Source organism: Pseudomonas cichorii, from assembly GCF_003700275.1.
Classification (GTDB): Bacteria; Pseudomonadota; Gammaproteobacteria; order Pseudomonadales; family Pseudomonadaceae; genus Aquipseudomonas; species Aquipseudomonas cichorii_B.
The window spans coordinates 53,111-68,050 of the sequence record NZ_RBRE01000044.1; the positions used below are offsets into that span (position 1 = coordinate 53,111).

The window sequence follows — 14,940 nt, forward strand, 5'->3', positions numbered from 1 at the left end:
CACGTTGAGGTCGAGTGGTTGCATTGGGCGGCCTCGTACCCTGGTCTTGCGGCGAAGGGCGGTCATAGGTCCACCCCGTTGTCGAAGCCGTCATATTCGGTTGCTGCAGGCTGAACTTCGACTTTCTCTTCATGAATCCCGGACAGAGCAGCACGAGCAACAGAGCCATCTTCGATGAAATCGGGCTCGTCGCCGCACCAGAGGATGTTCAGCGGCTCACCGCTCACGGAGTCCCAGTTGTCGCTTTCAAAGTGGTAGTGCTCCCGGTCGGCGTAGAACTTGAGAGCAGTGCTCAGCCGCTCTATCTCTACCTGTAGGCGGGCGACTGTGGCTTGATGAGCGCCACGTAAGCGGTCGATTTCTTCAGCGACATGATCTCGATTCAGAAGCTCAACGACACCGTGACCAGCCATAGACCATTCTTCCGCAACGTCGAACTCTTGCGTGAACGAGTTTATTGCGGGGCCGTGTGTTTGCGCCCATCCATGCGCCTCGAAGATTTCCGGCTCTCCGACTGGCGCTTGAGAGCTACCTGTCATGCGCAGCTCAATCATCTGCCAGACCGGCTCGTACTCAGGCCAGTCGCTTTCGACGATCACGAACTGACGGACTGGCAGCAGATCCTCAAGCGCCTGCAGATGTTCAAGGAAGCTGTGCAGGGCGGCGAATGGCACTGCGCTCAGGTCTTTGCGCTTTATGACGATGTAACGGTTTTCGCGCTTGAAATTATTCATGCTCATTGGCCGACTCCTTGTTGCGATACGCTCAGGCCCACGGCCACGGGGCGAACCCAGACCGGCATGCTGCTGAGCATGAATGTTTCACCGGCCTCGGCCAGCAGTAGGGTGGTGCCCATGACGTCGCCGATGGCCTCTGCTGCGTCGGGTGGTACGGCATTACCGATTCGCTCACGCCACGCTTGATCACTGAGTCCGTCCAGTTCCAGCTGTTCCTCTGGCTTGACAAGGCTTTGCAGGGCTGCAAGTTCAAGGGTGGTGAATGGGCGGTGCCAGGTGCCGTCAAGGCTTTCGATGACGCAAGTCAGTCGCTCGTTGGCTGAGGGCAGGCGTGGATCTGCAACTGACCAGCGTCCGTTGTCCTGGCGTGCGCTGGCGGAAACTGCACCACATTGATTGTCCCATCCCACTACGCCGTAATGGCCGCCAGTGAGGTAGGCATCGCCCTTGGTGCGTTTCATCCCAGGTCGAGGATCTTGGACCGCAAAGGCTCCTTGGCCGGTTGTGCTACCTGAAATGACGGTTCGGGATGTGCCACCCCACTTGGCTACGTTGTACTTGGCGTGGCCGATACCAGGGTCGCGTGGGTCTGCAACGCTGAATGTACCTTGGCCTGGTGACTTGACCCCTATGACCGCACCGCTTGTGCCGGACCATTGGCGGACCCCGTACTGTTGGTATTGCAAGGCCCCGGATTTCGCCCGTGGGTCTGCGATCGAGAAGGCTCCATTTGTCGGCCGGCTGCTGAACGCCTCGGGCACGATGATCAGGTCTTTCAGGTAGCCGTCTTTGATCTCCAGATCATTCAGGCAGCGCCAGTCCTTGCCAGCTTCGACGAGGGCAAGGCGCACCCACGTTTTCCACTGCAGAGCTGGTACGCGGTGCATCGGTCCTGCCGCTTCGATATCGCCGGGCATGGGCATGCGCCCGAGGATCGAGCCGACCGACTTGAGGGTCTTCTGTTCGGGTTCGTACAGGAAGGGCGGCACCTTCTCGATGTGGCGTGCTACCAGCAAGAACCGTTTGCGGCTCTGGGCAAGTCCGCCGATCACGCCGCAGTCGTGGGTTGTCTCGGCGACGGCGTAGCCGTAGTGCTCAAGCACTTTATTGATCTGATCGAGCAGGTGGCGTCCGCGTGTTGCGAGGCGTGGCACGTTTTCAAAGACGATCAGTGATACGGGATCATCCTTCCAGGCCTCGCACATCAGCCAGATACAGCGCAGTGTCAGCTCGTTGAGGGCCTGGTATTTCGGTGTCAGGCTCATTGTCTCTGACAGCAGGCCGGACGCCCCTTTGCATGGGCTGGAGATGAATACGGCGTCTGGTCGCTCGTTGTTGGCAGCACGGCGAAGATCGGCGGCGGTTGCTTCTTTCCAGTTTGCGGGTGGCTCCTGGCCGTGGAAGCGAATGTATTGATCGCGGTTGAACAGGTCCATCAGCGTGCCTGGCACACCTGAGAGGCGTTCAAAGTCACGCAGGCCAGCAGGATCGACGTCTACGCCGCCTATACATTGCCATTCGGCTTGCACGTTGCCGACGATTGGTTTTGACTTGTTGAAACCTTTGGCACCGCCGCCAAGGCCACAGCACATGTGAAAGTGCTTGAAGATGCGCTTAAGCATTTGGCACCTCCAATGCTTGGCCCTTGATAGCGTTTAGCTGGTGTTTTAGGTGATTGCACTCAAGAAGGACTTCCAGCAACTGTTCGTTTGCAACATTGGAGTCAATGATCAGGGCTTCTGCGGTTTCTCGTAGGTTCGCGACGGTCTGATCCTGAGCGGCAATGCGCTTCTGAGCAGCCTCAAGCAGTAGCCACACTTCGGTCATGCCTGCGAACTCGGCAACGTGCCTCGGTGACATCTGTGCCCACTCTTCGGGACGGACATTGGTCAGGTCGGCAGGCCAGTACCTCCGGCCTTCTTCTGGTGGTGTTTTGTCGTGCTTGGGTTCTTGCTTATACCCCACGACAGGCTGCGCGGGCGGGCGTTCCTGAGCGAATAGCGGTGCATCGGGTGTAGCTGCCCGGCGCAGCTTTTCGTGGGGTATAAGTGCCTCGGCAGTGGCGCTGGTAAGAGCATTAATGCCTACTGCTTCGCAGCAGCTGTTTGTTTTTTGCGCGTCGACACTGGTGCTGCAGCAGAGCAAAGCGGTCGAGGATTCGGTGGTTGGCAGGTCAGTTGTTGTTCCGCTTTTCTCTGATGCTTGATTGCAATTTGGTTCTGCAGGCGCTGGTGATCGGTGATCCGCATTTTGGTGGCTGACCATTACGCAGCCTCCTTGACCAGATCGGCCAGTAGCAGTGCTCGCTCCGTGTCCTTGCGCAGTTGGCGCATGGCTGCGTGGCCGATCATTGCGGTCAGTTGCCGGTCGAATTCTTTGCGAAAGCGGGTCATTTCGCGCAGATCGGTCGTGGCTTTCGTGTGCGCAGCCTGCAGTGTTCCGGCTGCTTCTGGTGTTAGGCGAAGTGGCTGAATGCGGCGGCTCATGCTGCGTTCTCCGGCAGTTGGGCCTGGTGCGCTTTAGCCTTCAGTTTTGCTGCCAGATCGATGCATTCCTGTGCGGCTTTGCGGGCTTCGGTTGCCTTCTTGTTGGCTTTAAGTGCGCTGAAGGTTTCAGCGGCAAGCGTCAATATCGCTGCGTGCCTGTAGAGGGTTTTGAGATCTGTAGTGTCGAACCTGAGGGCGCTCGATACTTGATCGTGGAGTTTGAATTGCAGAGCCTTGATCTGATCCCAGGCGTTCGCTTTGGCGTGGAAAAGCTCTCGTTCCGCCTTGGCCAGATCGTTCTTGAGATCCTCGATCTCGGTTCTGGTATTGCCGTCCATTACTGCAGAATGGTTTCTGATGGCGTTGGCGATCCACGTCCGCCTCAACGACAGGACAAATGGGATCACGAGAACGAGTGCAAGTAGGAAGCCGATGATCATCGACGTTTGTGGGCTGGGCATGTGGTGTGCTCCTGGTGGTTTCGCTGGTGGTGGCAGCGATGAGTTCAGTTGGTCGAGTGGTTTTGCTGGATGGCCATGTCTTTGGCGTTGCGGAGTCCTTCACAGCCGCCAACGTCATAGCCGATGCTGTAACCGTCGTTGCGCCCCTCGCCATACCCTTCGGCATAGCCATCGGTGTATCCATAGGTCCGTCCACGCTGAAAACCGGCACCGTAGGTAAGTCCGATGATCAGAAGGGCGGCTATGAGTTGGCAGATCTGAGCGGTTGTCATCTGTTGCGCTCCTTGTGATGGGGCAGTTAGTCGGCTGTGTCGCTCTGTTGAGCGGCCATGTCTTCATCGGCCTTGTACGCCCTGATATCGATCAGGGCTGCGACGTGGCGGATGTGAGCAAACTTGGGTGCCTTGCGGCTTGTGTCCAGGGTCGTGATCGGGAGCGGTATGCGACCGCTTTCGATCTCGGTCACAAACGTCCGCTCGTTGAGGTTTCGGAAGTACTGCACGCGCAGCTTGTCCAGCGGTATGAGCACGTCACCGAAGGTGCGATAAAGCAACTCGATGGTGGCCGTATCGGGGGCAGGCATCAGGCGCAATAGGGGCTGGCTTGATTCTTTCATGCCGCTTTTGCCTTGGTGGGGACGACCTCTCTCATGTCTCTGAGTGTTTCTTCTGCAGTCCTTCCCCAACCAAACAAGTAGTTGCCATTGGGAAGCCGCATGCTGAGGTGAAGCGCTTGATGGATGGGGTTAGGGTCGTCGGCACTAAGCTCAAGAGTTACATTATTGTTGGTCGTCTTGAGGTCGCAGGCCAGACGCTCGATGATGGCAATAAGCTTGATCTGCTCTTGCTGCGTTGGGGTTGCCGGGGCGGTTTCGAGTTCGGCTGCAGTGCAGATGAGGGCAATTGACGATTCGATTATTCCCGGTGTTCGCTCTTGTGCTGGTGTGCGCAGCAGCTCGATGAGCTGGCGGTCAATCTCTTCATGATTCATTCGTTTTCTTCCGTTTAGGGTGATTCCAGGCGATCAGGCAGTGGCGTTTGGTCAGCTCGCGCAGATGCTCAGGTACTTCAAGGAGCGCTGCATTGCGCTCCTCGCGTGTACGCATGGCGACGATCTGGCGAGCGTATTCCCTAGGCCACGTCACGGTTGTCTACCGGTATGGCGGGTAGCTCCAGCCCCAGTTGTTCTGCAAGCCATGGGATTCCGGCTTGCTTGACACGTGTGGACTGGCTGTACTGCATGCCGAGCTGGTGGTGGAACCAACTGCTGTCCTTGGTTCGCAGGTACTCACGATCACGGGTCGGGTAGGCCGGTAGGTTCTTGTCATCGAGCAGATGCTTTTCCTGCATCAGCTTGATGAGCTTTGGCCTGGTGGTGCCGAGGTGCTTGGCGGTTTGCGCAAGAGTGCGTTCCATGTCAGCCCCTTACGCTGCATGCGCGGCAGGAGTCGCCACGCTCGCAAGATGCTGGATGGATTCGGCCACCTTCTCGTACATCTCAGCTTCGGTGCCGCAGACGGTGAAGCACTTGGTACGTGGCCGCTTTGTGCCGATGCTCATGATCGTGGTGAGGCCGGTGCGGGTCTTGGTGCGATGGATTGCGACCTGAATAGGGAGATCAAACCCCATGTCCAGGCTGATCGAGCCGCCATTGCGCACAAGCGCAAGGACTTGTTGCCTATGGTTGGCATCGAAACGCGCAAAGTCGCGATTGGCGTGGAGCATGCTCACCTGATCGACCGTGTTGGTTGGGTCAATAGGGCCGTTCGCGATCTCTTCGATAAAGTCCGCCAGCTTCAGGTGCATCTTCTTGTCATTTGGCAGGGTCAAGGAGTGGCGTTCGTTGCCCAATTCGATCGTGAACGCGGCTTCGGTTGGGCTACGTTCAACCTTAAGGCGGAATGGCAACACTTCACGCGACGGCGTTGATTTGATCGTGTGGCTGAAGGTTTCGCTCAGATTTACTTGGGCGTTAAGCAGCGTCAGCGTGCGGTTGTCGAGTTTGAATCGGCTCATGCTGCACGCCCTCCGCCGTTTGGATCAAAGGGGGTGGGGCTGAGACGTGCTTTCGCTTTGGAGATTGAGGGGATGTAAGTGCAGCCAGCCTGCTGGGCCAGATAGCGGACCTTGAGTATCCGGTCAGCGGTGACGGCTGCTACTGGGAGGGCGTGTATCGTTGCAGTGGTGTGCATGGTGTTGCCTCGCTCTGTGGTGGAAGAGTGAGGCAAGTAAACGATTTGTTTGGTTTTAGGTCAACACATTTTGTTTGTTTTTAGATGAGGGAGGGGCCTTTAAGGGGGCGAATCGTTGACCACCAGAATATCCGCCCCAGAATTAGGACTCGTTGCTCCATTATCTGATCGAAGTCATAGTCTTCGTCTGGATATTCGTTGGAGTTGAAGCTCCGCATCTTCATTCCGGTGGGTGTGCGTTGGAGAAATTTGATTCGCAAATGCCCGTCGTGGTCTATCGCATAAATTTCACCATCTATTATCCTCGTCATGCCCTTGTCGATGCCAACAGTGGCTCCTGAAAGGATTAGTGGATGGTTACTGTTGCCGATATTGGTCGCGAACACTGCGTTTGAGGGGTCGACGCCGCAAGTTCGTAATGTTGACCTTGAGAAACGAAGCTTTGGTCCCGTCATTTCTTGGACTTCAGTCCGGGCTGCTTTACCGTTGCCGGAAGATAATTCGACTTCCCTGTACAACCTCAGCTCGATTTCATCGTCATTCAAGGGTGTTTGTTGGTCCCATGGGACTAATGCTTCAAGAGCGTAGAGTGGCGAGTCATTGGCAGCAGGGCGTGGGCCATGCCGTTCGGTGGCTGCGGTCCGCATGGGAACATCTTTTCCTTCCAGCCATTCGCGCTCTACGACGAGTGTTAAGGCGACCTCGCCAGTCATGTATGCCGGTACGCCCCTTGACTTCCAGTTTGTAATGTTCTGCTCATTCTCTAGATCGAGCAGCCGGGCTAGCTGCGCTCCGGTTAGTCCTGAGTCGTCCAGCGCCTGGCGGAAGCGTTGCCCTTTGAGTTTTTGCGTTTGTTTGCTCATAAACGGAATGTTACAACGCTTGCATAAAAATTATAACAAACGTATTGTTTGGTTGTGTGATTCATTTTGTTTGCATGAGGTGGCTTCATGAGTGCGCCTGATAAGGTGTTCGATTTGATCGTGCAAGTAGCTGAGGAGGCAGGTAAAAGCCCATCGCAGCTTGCTCGAGAGTGCAAGATCAGCCCTCAGCGGTTTTTCAACTGGCGACGCCGGGGTGTGCCTGTAGCTCAGGTTCGGGTACTTGCAAAAGCTCTTTCTGGTCGGTTGCTGCCGCATGAGCTACGGCCAGATCTGCCTGAGATTTTCCCTGCGCCTGAAGGTATTGCTTCTGTAGCGGCAGCATAAGAAAAAAGGCGACCCCAAGGTCGCCCAGTTTCCCCCGACACGCGCCACCACAGCTGTATCGGGCCGCGATAGAGATCGGCATGCACACCACATGCATAAAGCTGCCGATCTTTACCGCGTCTTCCAAGGCACGGATGCCTTGGTGTTGCTGCCTTTTCCACCACAGATAGGGCAGCTGTTGCGCCAGAGGTGAAGGATGGATAGTTCACCTCGGCACAGCGCCGACTTCGATTTGCAGATCTCGACCGGCGTGTGACCCTCTCAAGCCACGCGGCAAATGTACCACCACTACATGCTGCGCGGCACTGGCAACTTATAAGGATTAATGCCATGAGCCGAACCGCTCTCAGCTGTATTGATCGGGCCAAGCGTGAAGTCTTGCCGCTCGATCTTGCTCTTTACCATGCTGCTCGGGACTATCCGGGCGGTGCCGCTGCAATTGCCGCCACCACAGGCCGTAATCCAACCACGCTGCAGCACAAGCTTTCGCCTACGCATCCAACTCACACAGTCAACATTCAGGAGTTCAGCGAGATCCTTGAGCTGACGAAGGATCGCCGCATTTTGGATGCGGTTCATGCTCTGGTGGGTGACACCATCTGGCAGGACCTCGCAGGCTGTTACACCGATGACATGCCAGAAACCCTGACGGTTGGTATTGCTCAGTATTTCCGTCAGGTCGCTGATCTGGCCGAGACGTGGGCCAAGCACATTGGTGATGGCTGCGTTGATGACGGCGAGTTGGCCGAGATACGGCTGCAAGTATTCCGCTGCATCCAGGGGCTGCTCGGCATGTACAACCGTGCTTCTTACGTCAATCAAACGACGAAGGGGGTGTCCCATGGCTGATGCTGCCGACTTCGCGAATGACCTGGTGCAGGAGCGCCTGGATCAGGCGCTTGCTGCGCGAAACGCTCGACCGCTTCCAACTGTTCATTCCTTCATGTTTTGCGAGTCCTGTGATGAGCCGATCCCTGCGGCTCGACGTCAGGCTATTTCGGGTTGTACGCATTGTGTTGATTGCCAGGCTCTGGCTGAGTTGAAGGGTGCGCGTCATGCTCGATGAGGTATTGGGGCAATTCGCAGATTATGGCCTGGAGCCTGATCAACCGCTGGTATATGGCAAGCTGACTCGTTGCAAGACATCGCAAGACAAGGGCAAGGAAAAAAACGGCTGGTACGTGGTACATGAGCATGTCACCGAGAAGAACGAGACGCTGATCTTCGGCAGCTTCGGTGACTGGCGCTCCGGGGAAACACAAAAGATAAAGGTCAAGGCTGGCCGCATGAGTCCCGAAGAGCGTGAGGTCATGCGCGCTCGGCAGGAGGACGCGAAGCGTCGCGCAGCCGAAACTGCTGCCAATGCTGCTCGTCGCGCAGCAAATAGGGCAGCAGGCATGTTCAAGCGTATGCCTGACAAGGGCAAAAGCGTTTATCTGGATCGAAAGCAGATTGTGGGTTTTCGTGTCCGGTACGCACCTCGGTCTGGTGCCTTCCTCGTTCCAATGAGCAATGCCAGCGACAGTATTGTTGGCCTGCAGGTGATCTATCCCGCGAAGCAGGAAGACACCGGACGGGACAAGACGTACTGGCCGTACGGCATGTCTAAAGAAGGTACGTTTCACTTGATTGGCCCGGAGCCTGATCCGGGAGAGCCACTGCTGATCTGTGAAGGCTACGCGACCGGCGCTAGCCTGCACATGGCGACCTCCTTCGGTGTCGCCATCGCATTCGACGCGGGCAATCTGCTCGCTGTCGCCAAGCTGATGCGGGATCGCTTCCCAGGCAGACCGATCATCATTTGTAGGGATGACGACTGGAAAACCAAACGCCCTAAAGGCGATCCGTGGAATCCCGGTGAAGAGAAAGCGAACAACGCTGCCCTGGTCGTTGGTGGTCAGGTCGTAGGCCCTGTGTTCTCTGGTGAGCGACACGACAAGTGGACTGACTTCAACGACCTGCACTGTGCTGAAGGCCTTGAAGCTGTTCGACGGCAAGTCTTGGCGGTTGTCAAACCACCCGCCGCTGGAGGCTGGAAAGATCAGTTAGCCCGAACTGAGAGCGGCGCATTGATCGCTCACATGCAGAACGTCGAGCTGATACTGGGCAACGACGAGCGCTGGGCGGGTGTTATTAGTTTCAGCGCGTTCAGCTCCAAGATCGTTAAGCTGAGAGCGGCCCCTTACGGCGGTGGCACGGGTGACTGGGCAGACATCGACGACATGCGCGTGATGAAGTGGCTGGCCCAGACCTACAACCTACGTGTGAAGGCACCCAGTGTGATCGAGGCGGTCAGCATCGTCGCGCACGACCATGCGTTTCATCCGGTTCGTGAGTATCTGAACAAGTTGGAGTGGGACCAGGTGCCGCGTTTGGGTAGCTGGTTAACTGACGTGCTTGGCGTACCCGAAACAGAGTATTCCACGAAAGTTGGCAGACGCTGGATGATTTCGGCGGTGGCTCGGGTCATGAAGCCTGGCTGCAAGGCTGACTCGGTTTTGATTCTAGAAGGCGCGCAGGGCGCTGGTAAGTCTACGGCGATGAGCATCCTTGGCGGCGATTGGTTTATGGATACACCATTTGCGCTGGGCGACAAGGATGGCTTTCAGGCCATTCGTGGCAAATGGATCGTTGAGTTGGGCGAGCTGGATAGCTTCAACAAAGCGGAAAGCACCAAGGCGAAACAGTTCTTCTCAGCGTCAACGGATACCTATCGCGAAAGCTATGGCCGAAGAACCAACGACGTGCCACGCCAGTGTGTTTTCGTGGGTACGACCAACCAAGAGGAATATTTGAAGGACGCGACCGGCAACCGGCGTTACTGGCCGGTCGCGTGCACTCGCGTTGAGTTGGACCGACTGCGCGAGATCCGTGACCAGTTATGGGCCGAGGCGGTGTTTTGCTACGACGCTGGGGAACCTTGGTGGGTTAATCGTGACGAGTCTTCCTTGTTCGCTGAAGCGCAGGATGAGCGTTTTGTGGTGGATGAGTGGGAGGGGCCGATTCTTCACTGGCTTGAGGAGTCGCAGATCGGCGCTACGGCGTCAGGTGGCGATTTGCTGGGCACGGCACTGAAGATCGATCCGAGTCATTGGGGCAAGCCTGAGCAAATGCGAGTGGGCGCGATCATGCATCGGTTCGGGTGGAAACGCATTCGGCTGTCGACGCCGTCCAAAAGCGGACAGCGTCCATGGGTGTATAAGAAGCCGGACAGTTGGGGAGCCGGTCACATGCCACCTTCCCAACGACCAGAGGAGCCCTGCTTTGATTAAGCACATTGACGAGATGCTGAAGCTTTGGGCGCAAGAGCTTCACTCGCCGCTTGTATGTGGCGGATCGGGTGGCGGCAATATGATTGCGATGCTAATGGAGTGTAAAGGGGAGTTGATTCGCGGTACGCGAGGTAGTCGAGTGCTGCTCGACGAGTCTGCGGATATCGAACTGATCGTCAACAAGCACCTGGCGTCGGAGCTGTCTGTGGTGGTGCGGGAGCATTACTGCAACCATGACAGTTTTCTATCGCAGAAGATTTTGTATTGCGGCTGCAGTTCTCGAACATATTATCAGCGGTTACACTCGGCCCATGAACACATCGCTTCATTGCTACAGGGAAAGGCTGCGTGATCGATAGTATCCGCGCCGTTCGTTTGTCCTGCCACGTCCCACTACGCATGAATGGTGGGACGGTTGATACCCCCGCTTTCATTGCTCCGTCCCACCGTCCCACCTTTTCTGTCACTTCCACACGTAGCGTGGCGCGGACGAGTGCGCGCTACACGCGCGCCAGCGTGTTGTTAAAGACCTTCTCTTTACGTGAGGAAAGGATAATAAAAGTGGGACAGTGGGACAGAGCATTGAATTCGGGGCTTTCAGATGTCCCACCTGTCGCAGCACCGGTGGGACGGTGGGACATGGGCACAAAAGCGAATGGCCGTTGTGTGGTATTCGTCGGTATTGCCGGGGTATTCATGCAGCATTCGTTACATATTCGCCGGTGGCATTAAAACAGGGTTGCTGCCAGTAAAATCCACCTGTAAAAAGTACCCATCTTCGATAGGTACGCCCACATAAAGCGGCAAGCCTGAGCACATGATGTGCCAGATCCACCAGCCATTCCCAGGCTGTCATCAACCCCGCTTCGGCGGGGTTTTTCATTTCAGCCTCCCACCGGAAGGGTGGTAACCGGACGCGCAACATGCCAGAGAAAAATCCTGATCACTGGGCTCAGCTGTGGCTGGCACTCTCAAATCCGATCTGGCAGGGAATGATCATGGCAATCATCGTCTCTCTACTGCGAGTCCTCTACGAAGCCAGAGAAACAAGTAAGCGCCGCATCCTGTTTGAAGCGCTGATCTGCGGGGCATTGAGTCTTGTCGCGTCGAGCGTGATTGAGTGGATGACGTGGCCGCCCGGCTTGTCGGTCGCGGCGGGTGGAACGATTGGCTTTCTCGGTGTTACGGCCATTCGTGAGCTGGTCACCCGATTCATTGGCAAAAAGGTTGACTCAGTATGAAAGCCATTGCTGCTGCAATCATCATCGCCCTAGTCGGCTTGTTGCTCATCGGCATCCAGGAATACCGCGTCATCGCACTGCGCGGAGAGGTGGCCCTTGAGACCAAGGCAAAGAACGATGCCCTTGATGCGAACCTCGAAAGCCAAGCGACGATCACCACGCTTCGGGCAGAAGTCGCCCGCAACGCGGCGTATCAGAAAGACCTGAACCGGCGAATCAAGGCCAGCGAAGACAAAGCCAGAAAGGCGGAGAAAGATTTTGAAAACCTCAAGCGCAACAGCCCAGCCGTTCGTGATTGGGCTTCTCAGCCTTTGCCTGATGGGCTGCGCAGCAAAGCCGGTGGTGGTCACAAAGACGTCGGCGGTTCGAGTCGAAGCCCCTGAGCTGATTCCCTGCGAACGCATCAACGCTGATGAGGCCGATCTGCGGGACAACGGAGATGTGTGGGAGCTGAAAGATCAGGCAATCAAGCTGCTCGATACCTGTGCGGATCAAGTCGATGCGCAGATCCAGCGCAGTCGAAGCAAGTAGCCCTGGCTCTGCCGGGGCGTCAGGTTGGGGGCGATTTTTTCTCCGGCAGATTCGCCTGGAAATCCCCAGAGGGCCGGGGACCCTGGCGATTTTCGGGGGGTACGGGGCTGCGGACTCGCGTGACTTCGTTAGCGGGCAGTTCACCAGCTTAGTGAACTGCTAGTGAACTGGTAAACCCCCGTATTCATTGGGCGAAAAGGGTGTAACCCCATGACGATCATTAGTAAGTCGGAGTTCGCGGCACGTCGCGGATGGTCAAAATCGTACATAACTAAACTGGCAAATCAGGACCGACTGGTGCTGACGCCGGATGGAAAAATCGATCTTGAAGCAACCGAAGCACTGCTGGCTGATTCCGCCGATCCCAGCAAGGCTGCTGTCGCGGCACGCCACGAAGAAGCTCGCGTCGCGAGCGGGGTCTACGCCGAGATTTTGCCGAGCGCCGAAACACCTGCGGTGCCGCAACCCAGCAAGGGGCCGGACTTCCAGAAGGCTCGGGCGCATCGAGAATTCTACCTGGCCCAACTGGCCGAGGCTGAATTTCATAAGGTTCAGGGCAACCTAGTCGAGCGCGAGGCGGTCACCACTGCGGCATACAACGCTGGCCGCATGGTTCGCGACCTGATGTTCGGCCTGTCGCCCCAGCTCGCCGCAAAACTGGCGACGATGAGTGATCCCTGGGAAATCGAGAAACACCTGACGGGCGAGTTTCGCCGGGTCTTTGAAGATGCTGGCCGTATGGCTGGCACTGACCTTGAGCAAGCAATGACAGAGAGCTGAGCCTATGCCCACCGAATACGCTGACGGTGCCGAGGTGTACCGCGAAGCGTATTTGCGTGGGCTGAAGCCTGACCCTGAATTGTGGGTCGATGAGTGGGCTGACGAGTACATGCGGATTCCGCGTGATACCGGCGCTGCCGAGCCTGGCAAATACCGCACGGCGCGCACACCGTATGCCCGTGAACCCATGCGCTGCCTGTCACCGGCTCACCCGTGCAAGCGGGTGATCACCATGGTGGCTTCGCAGTTGATGAAGACCCAGATCGCGCTGAACTGGATCGGCGCGCTGATTCATCAGTCGCCATCGAACATTCTCGCGCTGCTGCCGAGCCTCGGCCTGGCAAAGCGTGTCTCCGGGCGGATCGGCAAAACCATCAATGCAACACCGGTGCTGCGCGAGCGAGTGGCATCGCCGCGTTCGCGTGATGCACGTAACACCATGGACACCAAAGAGTTCGAGGGTGGTGCCCTCTACGCCACGACAGCCGGTTCTGCGGCGAACCTTTCGGAACTGTCGGCACGCTTCGTTTACGGCGATGAGGTTGATCGCTGGGACGTTGACGTCGATGAGGAGGGTGACCCGATTGAACTGGCCGAAACTCGCGGCAGTACATTCGGACGTAACGCCAAGTTCTACTTCTCCAGCTCGCCGACGATCAAGGGCGCGTCACGCATTGACGACCTTTTTCAGACCAGCGATCAGCGCTATTACTACGTGCCGTGCCCTACGTGCGGTCACATGCAAACCCTAGAGTGGGAGCGCCTGCTGTACTCGCCGGACTTTCGCACCGTGCATTACCAGTGCGCGGGTCCCGACTGCGATGTACTGATCGAGGAGCACCACAAGGGTGACATGCTGGATTGTGGTGAGTGGCGCTCACATGCTGAGGGTGATGGGGAAACAGTTGGTTTTCACCTCAATGCACTGTATGCCCCATTGGGCTGGCAGAGCTGGGCTGATCTCGCGAAGCAGTACGAGAAGGCCAGGAAGGCTCAGGACCGTGGCGACCTTGAACCCATGCAGGTGTTCTACAACACCCGTCTGGCAAAGGTCTGGGACAGCGCTCAAGAGCAGACCAAGGCTTCGGTCCTGCAGGCGCGGGCGCTGCAAGAAGACTTTGTGCTGGGTACGCTGACGGCTGGAGTGTTGTCCTTGACGGCCTCTGTTGACGTGCAGGCCAACCGACTTGAACTGATGGTGATCGGTTGGGGCGTCGGCATGGAGCGCTGGATTGTGGACCACCAGGTGATCATGGGTGACCCGTCAGATGACAGGACCTGGACGATTCTTGATGAACGTCTCAAGGTGCGTTACTGGCATCCATGCGGTGTGAGCCTTGCGATCTTGGCTGCGGCGGTCGACTCCGGTGGTCATCACACCCATGAGGTGTATCAGTTCTGCCGCATTCGGCGCTGGCGCAACGTTTTCGCGATCAAAGGGGCGAGCAAGTCAGGGAAGCCGGTCATTGCTCAGCGTCCGTCTTTGGTTGATGTGACGTGGAAAGGACAGACCGAGCGTAATGGTGCCGAGCTATGGATCGTCGGCACCGATACGGCAAAAGACTGGATCTACAACCGCTATGCCTTCGATAGCGGGCCGGGTGCCTTGCACTTTGCAAAGGATCTGCCGGATGACTTCTTTGCGCAGTGCGTTGCTGAGCGCAAGGTTGCCCGGCATGTGAAGGGCTACAAACGGGTCGAATGGGTCAAGGGCAAGGCTGACCGCAACGAAGCGCTGGACCTCATGGTGTACAACCTGGCGATGGCTCATTACCTGGGGCTGCATCGTTACGGTGAGCACGACTGGGATCGACTCAAGCAGAAATTGGCGCAGGCCAGCCTGTTCGATGATGGGCAGCACGCCAAACCTGTGGCCGCAGAGCGCGTCTCTGCAGATGAATCCGTTGAGTCGACGCCGGTAGCGCGTCCGCAACCGGTTGCGGCACCGGTCATCAGCCCCCCAGCGCGGCTTCCTGCAGCATCCACTATGCAACGCCGCTCATCTGCCAGCGGCTATCTGAAGAGACGTTGAT

General features: G+C 57.1%; 22 protein-coding genes. 9 read left to right on the forward strand and 13 right to left on the reverse strand.

Features of this window, described 5'->3' with window-relative positions; translation table 11 throughout:
• Positions 1-62: 62 nt before the first annotated feature.
• The 12 genes from ALQ04_RS12705 to ALQ04_RS27265 form a co-directional block, all read right to left on the reverse strand.
• Complete coding sequence (locus tag ALQ04_RS12705) at positions 63-740, reverse strand: hypothetical protein (protein ID WP_122316107.1); 678 nt, start codon at positions 738-740, stop codon at positions 63-65.
• Positions 737-2,359, reverse strand: a complete 1,623-nt coding sequence (locus ALQ04_RS12710) for a DNA cytosine methyltransferase (RefSeq protein WP_122316108.1) — start codon at positions 2,357-2,359, stop codon at positions 737-739. The genes ALQ04_RS12705 and ALQ04_RS12710 overlap by 4 nt, the downstream gene beginning before the upstream one ends.
• On the reverse strand, positions 2,352-3,002 hold the full coding sequence (locus ALQ04_RS26930; RefSeq protein ID WP_183142163.1) for a hypothetical protein: 651 nt from the start codon (positions 3,000-3,002) through the stop codon (positions 2,352-2,354). Before ALQ04_RS26930 ends, ALQ04_RS12710 begins: the two co-directional genes overlap by 8 nt.
• Complete coding sequence (locus ALQ04_RS12720) at positions 3,002-3,223, reverse strand: hypothetical protein (protein WP_122316109.1); 222 nt, start codon at positions 3,221-3,223, stop codon at positions 3,002-3,004. Before ALQ04_RS12720 ends, ALQ04_RS26930 begins: the two co-directional genes overlap by 1 nt.
• The gene (locus tag ALQ04_RS12725) at positions 3,220-3,684 is read right to left on the reverse strand and encodes a hypothetical protein (RefSeq protein WP_122316110.1); all 465 of its coding nucleotides are present in this window, start codon (positions 3,682-3,684) and stop codon (positions 3,220-3,222) included. The genes ALQ04_RS12720 and ALQ04_RS12725 overlap by 4 nt, the downstream gene beginning before the upstream one ends.
• 44 nt (positions 3,685-3,728) lie before the next feature.
• Positions 3,729-3,956 (reverse strand): hypothetical protein, encoded by a 228-nt coding sequence (locus ALQ04_RS12730; protein WP_122316111.1) that lies wholly within the window; start codon positions 3,954-3,956, stop codon positions 3,729-3,731.
• A 26-nt stretch (positions 3,957-3,982) separates the two neighbouring features.
• On the reverse strand, positions 3,983-4,300 hold the full coding sequence (locus ALQ04_RS12735) for a pyocin activator PrtN family protein (protein ID WP_122316112.1): 318 nt from the start codon (positions 4,298-4,300) through the stop codon (positions 3,983-3,985).
• Positions 4,297-4,674 carry a hypothetical protein gene (locus ALQ04_RS12740; protein ID WP_122316113.1) on the reverse strand — a complete coding sequence of 126 codons (378 nt, stop codon included), beginning with the start codon at positions 4,672-4,674 and terminating at the stop codon, positions 4,297-4,299. The genes ALQ04_RS12735 and ALQ04_RS12740 overlap by 4 nt, the downstream gene beginning before the upstream one ends.
• A gap of 140 nt (positions 4,675-4,814) precedes the next feature.
• Positions 4,815-5,099, reverse strand: coding sequence for a phage antirepressor KilAC domain-containing protein (locus ALQ04_RS12745; protein WP_122316114.1), 285 nt, complete (start codon positions 5,097-5,099; stop codon positions 4,815-4,817).
• Between the two features lie 9 nt (positions 5,100-5,108).
• Positions 5,109-5,699 (reverse strand): hypothetical protein, encoded by a 591-nt coding sequence (locus ALQ04_RS12750; RefSeq protein WP_122316115.1) that lies wholly within the window; start codon positions 5,697-5,699, stop codon positions 5,109-5,111.
• A 256-nt stretch (positions 5,700-5,955) separates the two neighbouring features.
• Complete coding sequence (locus ALQ04_RS12760; protein ID WP_122316117.1) at positions 5,956-6,738, reverse strand: S24 family peptidase; 783 nt, start codon at positions 6,736-6,738, stop codon at positions 5,956-5,958.
• A gap of 196 nt (positions 6,739-6,934) precedes the next feature.
• The gene (locus ALQ04_RS27265) at positions 6,935-7,210 is read right to left on the reverse strand and encodes a hypothetical protein (protein ID WP_259645000.1); all 276 of its coding nucleotides are present in this window, start codon (positions 7,208-7,210) and stop codon (positions 6,935-6,937) included.
• A 203-nt stretch (positions 7,211-7,413) separates the two neighbouring features.
• On the opposite strand from ALQ04_RS27265, the gene ALQ04_RS12770 reads away from it, so the two are divergent.
• The 4 genes from ALQ04_RS12770 to ALQ04_RS12785 are packed head-to-tail and all read left to right on the forward strand — an operon-like array spanning position 7,414 to position 10,707.
• Entirely contained in the window at positions 7,414-7,932 is a 519-nt protein-coding gene (locus ALQ04_RS12770) for a phage regulatory CII family protein (RefSeq protein ID WP_183142164.1), read from the forward strand.
• Positions 7,925-8,149 (forward strand): TraR/DksA family transcriptional regulator, encoded by a 225-nt coding sequence (locus ALQ04_RS12775; protein WP_122316120.1) that lies wholly within the window; start codon positions 7,925-7,927, stop codon positions 8,147-8,149. Before ALQ04_RS12770 ends, ALQ04_RS12775 begins: the two co-directional genes overlap by 8 nt.
• On the forward strand, positions 8,139-10,355 hold the full coding sequence (locus tag ALQ04_RS12780; protein ID WP_122316121.1) for a VapE domain-containing protein: 2,217 nt from the start codon (positions 8,139-8,141) through the stop codon (positions 10,353-10,355). Before ALQ04_RS12775 ends, ALQ04_RS12780 begins: the two co-directional genes overlap by 11 nt.
• A complete protein-coding gene (locus ALQ04_RS12785) occupies positions 10,348-10,707 on the forward strand; it encodes a hypothetical protein (RefSeq protein WP_122316122.1) in 360 nt (119 codons plus the stop codon). The genes ALQ04_RS12780 and ALQ04_RS12785 overlap by 8 nt, the downstream gene beginning before the upstream one ends.
• A gap of 342 nt (positions 10,708-11,049) precedes the next feature.
• On the opposite strand, the gene ALQ04_RS26755 is transcribed toward ALQ04_RS12785, so the two are convergent.
• Complete coding sequence (locus tag ALQ04_RS26755) at positions 11,050-11,238, reverse strand: hypothetical protein (RefSeq protein ID WP_147466594.1); 189 nt, start codon at positions 11,236-11,238, stop codon at positions 11,050-11,052.
• Between the two features lie 40 nt (positions 11,239-11,278).
• Between ALQ04_RS26755 and ALQ04_RS12790 the strand changes: the two genes are divergently transcribed.
• The 5 genes from ALQ04_RS12790 (at position 11,279) to ALQ04_RS12810 (ending at position 14,939) form a co-directional block, all read left to right on the forward strand.
• Entirely contained in the window at positions 11,279-11,596 is a 318-nt protein-coding gene (locus tag ALQ04_RS12790) for a phage holin, lambda family (RefSeq protein WP_122316123.1), read from the forward strand.
• Complete coding sequence (locus ALQ04_RS12795; RefSeq protein ID WP_122316124.1) at positions 11,593-11,979, forward strand: hypothetical protein; 387 nt, start codon at positions 11,593-11,595, stop codon at positions 11,977-11,979. The genes ALQ04_RS12790 and ALQ04_RS12795 overlap by 4 nt, the downstream gene beginning before the upstream one ends.
• Positions 11,915-12,127: a hypothetical protein gene (locus tag ALQ04_RS27050; protein WP_221033402.1), complete on the forward strand. Its 213-nt coding sequence runs from the start codon at positions 11,915-11,917 to the stop codon at positions 12,125-12,127. Before ALQ04_RS12795 ends, ALQ04_RS27050 begins: the two co-directional genes overlap by 65 nt.
• A gap of 210 nt (positions 12,128-12,337) precedes the next feature.
• Positions 12,338-12,907, forward strand: coding sequence for a terminase small subunit (locus ALQ04_RS12805; protein WP_122316125.1), 570 nt, complete (start codon positions 12,338-12,340; stop codon positions 12,905-12,907).
• Positions 12,908-12,911: 4 nt separating this feature from the next.
• Complete coding sequence (locus tag ALQ04_RS12810) at positions 12,912-14,939, forward strand: phage terminase large subunit family protein (RefSeq protein ID WP_122316126.1); 2,028 nt, start codon at positions 12,912-12,914, stop codon at positions 14,937-14,939.
• Position 14,940: the final 1 nt, after the last annotated feature.

Coding starts and splice junctions, on each gene's coding strand:
- ALQ04_RS27050 (WP_221033402.1), top strand. CDS start 11,915: ATGGGCTGCGCAGCAAAGCCGGTGGTGGTCACAAAGACGTCGGCGGTT.
- ALQ04_RS12720 (WP_122316109.1), bottom strand. CDS start 3,223: ATGAGCCGCCGCATTCAGCCACTTCGCCTAACACCAGAAGCAGCCGGA.
- ALQ04_RS12805 (WP_122316125.1), top strand. CDS start 12,338: ATGACGATCATTAGTAAGTCGGAGTTCGCGGCACGTCGCGGATGGTCA.
- ALQ04_RS12740 (WP_122316113.1), bottom strand. CDS start 4,674: ATGAATCATGAAGAGATTGACCGCCAGCTCATCGAGCTGCTGCGCACA.
- ALQ04_RS26930 (WP_183142163.1), bottom strand. CDS start 3,002: ATGGTCAGCCACCAAAATGCGGATCACCGATCACCAGCGCCTGCAGAA.
- ALQ04_RS12775 (WP_122316120.1), top strand. CDS start 7,925: ATGGCTGATGCTGCCGACTTCGCGAATGACCTGGTGCAGGAGCGCCTG.
- ALQ04_RS12770 (WP_183142164.1), top strand. CDS start 7,414: ATGAGCCGAACCGCTCTCAGCTGTATTGATCGGGCCAAGCGTGAAGTC.
- ALQ04_RS12735 (WP_122316112.1), bottom strand. CDS start 4,300: ATGAAAGAATCAAGCCAGCCCCTATTGCGCCTGATGCCTGCCCCCGAT.
- ALQ04_RS12760 (WP_122316117.1), bottom strand. CDS start 6,738: ATGAGCAAACAAACGCAAAAACTCAAAGGGCAACGCTTCCGCCAGGCG.
- ALQ04_RS12745 (WP_122316114.1), bottom strand. CDS start 5,099: ATGGAACGCACTCTTGCGCAAACCGCCAAGCACCTCGGCACCACCAGG.
- ALQ04_RS12750 (WP_122316115.1), bottom strand. CDS start 5,699: ATGAGCCGATTCAAACTCGACAACCGCACGCTGACGCTGCTTAACGCC.
- ALQ04_RS12790 (WP_122316123.1), top strand. CDS start 11,279: ATGCCAGAGAAAAATCCTGATCACTGGGCTCAGCTGTGGCTGGCACTC.
- ALQ04_RS12795 (WP_122316124.1), top strand. CDS start 11,593: ATGAAAGCCATTGCTGCTGCAATCATCATCGCCCTAGTCGGCTTGTTG.
- ALQ04_RS12780 (WP_122316121.1), top strand. CDS start 8,139: ATGCTCGATGAGGTATTGGGGCAATTCGCAGATTATGGCCTGGAGCCT.
- ALQ04_RS12730 (WP_122316111.1), bottom strand. CDS start 3,956: ATGACAACCGCTCAGATCTGCCAACTCATAGCCGCCCTTCTGATCATC.
- ALQ04_RS12725 (WP_122316110.1), bottom strand. CDS start 3,684: ATGCCCAGCCCACAAACGTCGATGATCATCGGCTTCCTACTTGCACTC.
- ALQ04_RS26755 (WP_147466594.1), bottom strand. CDS start 11,238: ATGAAAAACCCCGCCGAAGCGGGGTTGATGACAGCCTGGGAATGGCTG.
- ALQ04_RS12710 (WP_122316108.1), bottom strand. CDS start 2,359: ATGCTTAAGCGCATCTTCAAGCACTTTCACATGTGCTGTGGCCTTGGC.
- ALQ04_RS12810 (WP_122316126.1), top strand. CDS start 12,912: ATGCCCACCGAATACGCTGACGGTGCCGAGGTGTACCGCGAAGCGTAT.
- ALQ04_RS12705 (WP_122316107.1), bottom strand. CDS start 740: ATGAGCATGAATAATTTCAAGCGCGAAAACCGTTACATCGTCATAAAG.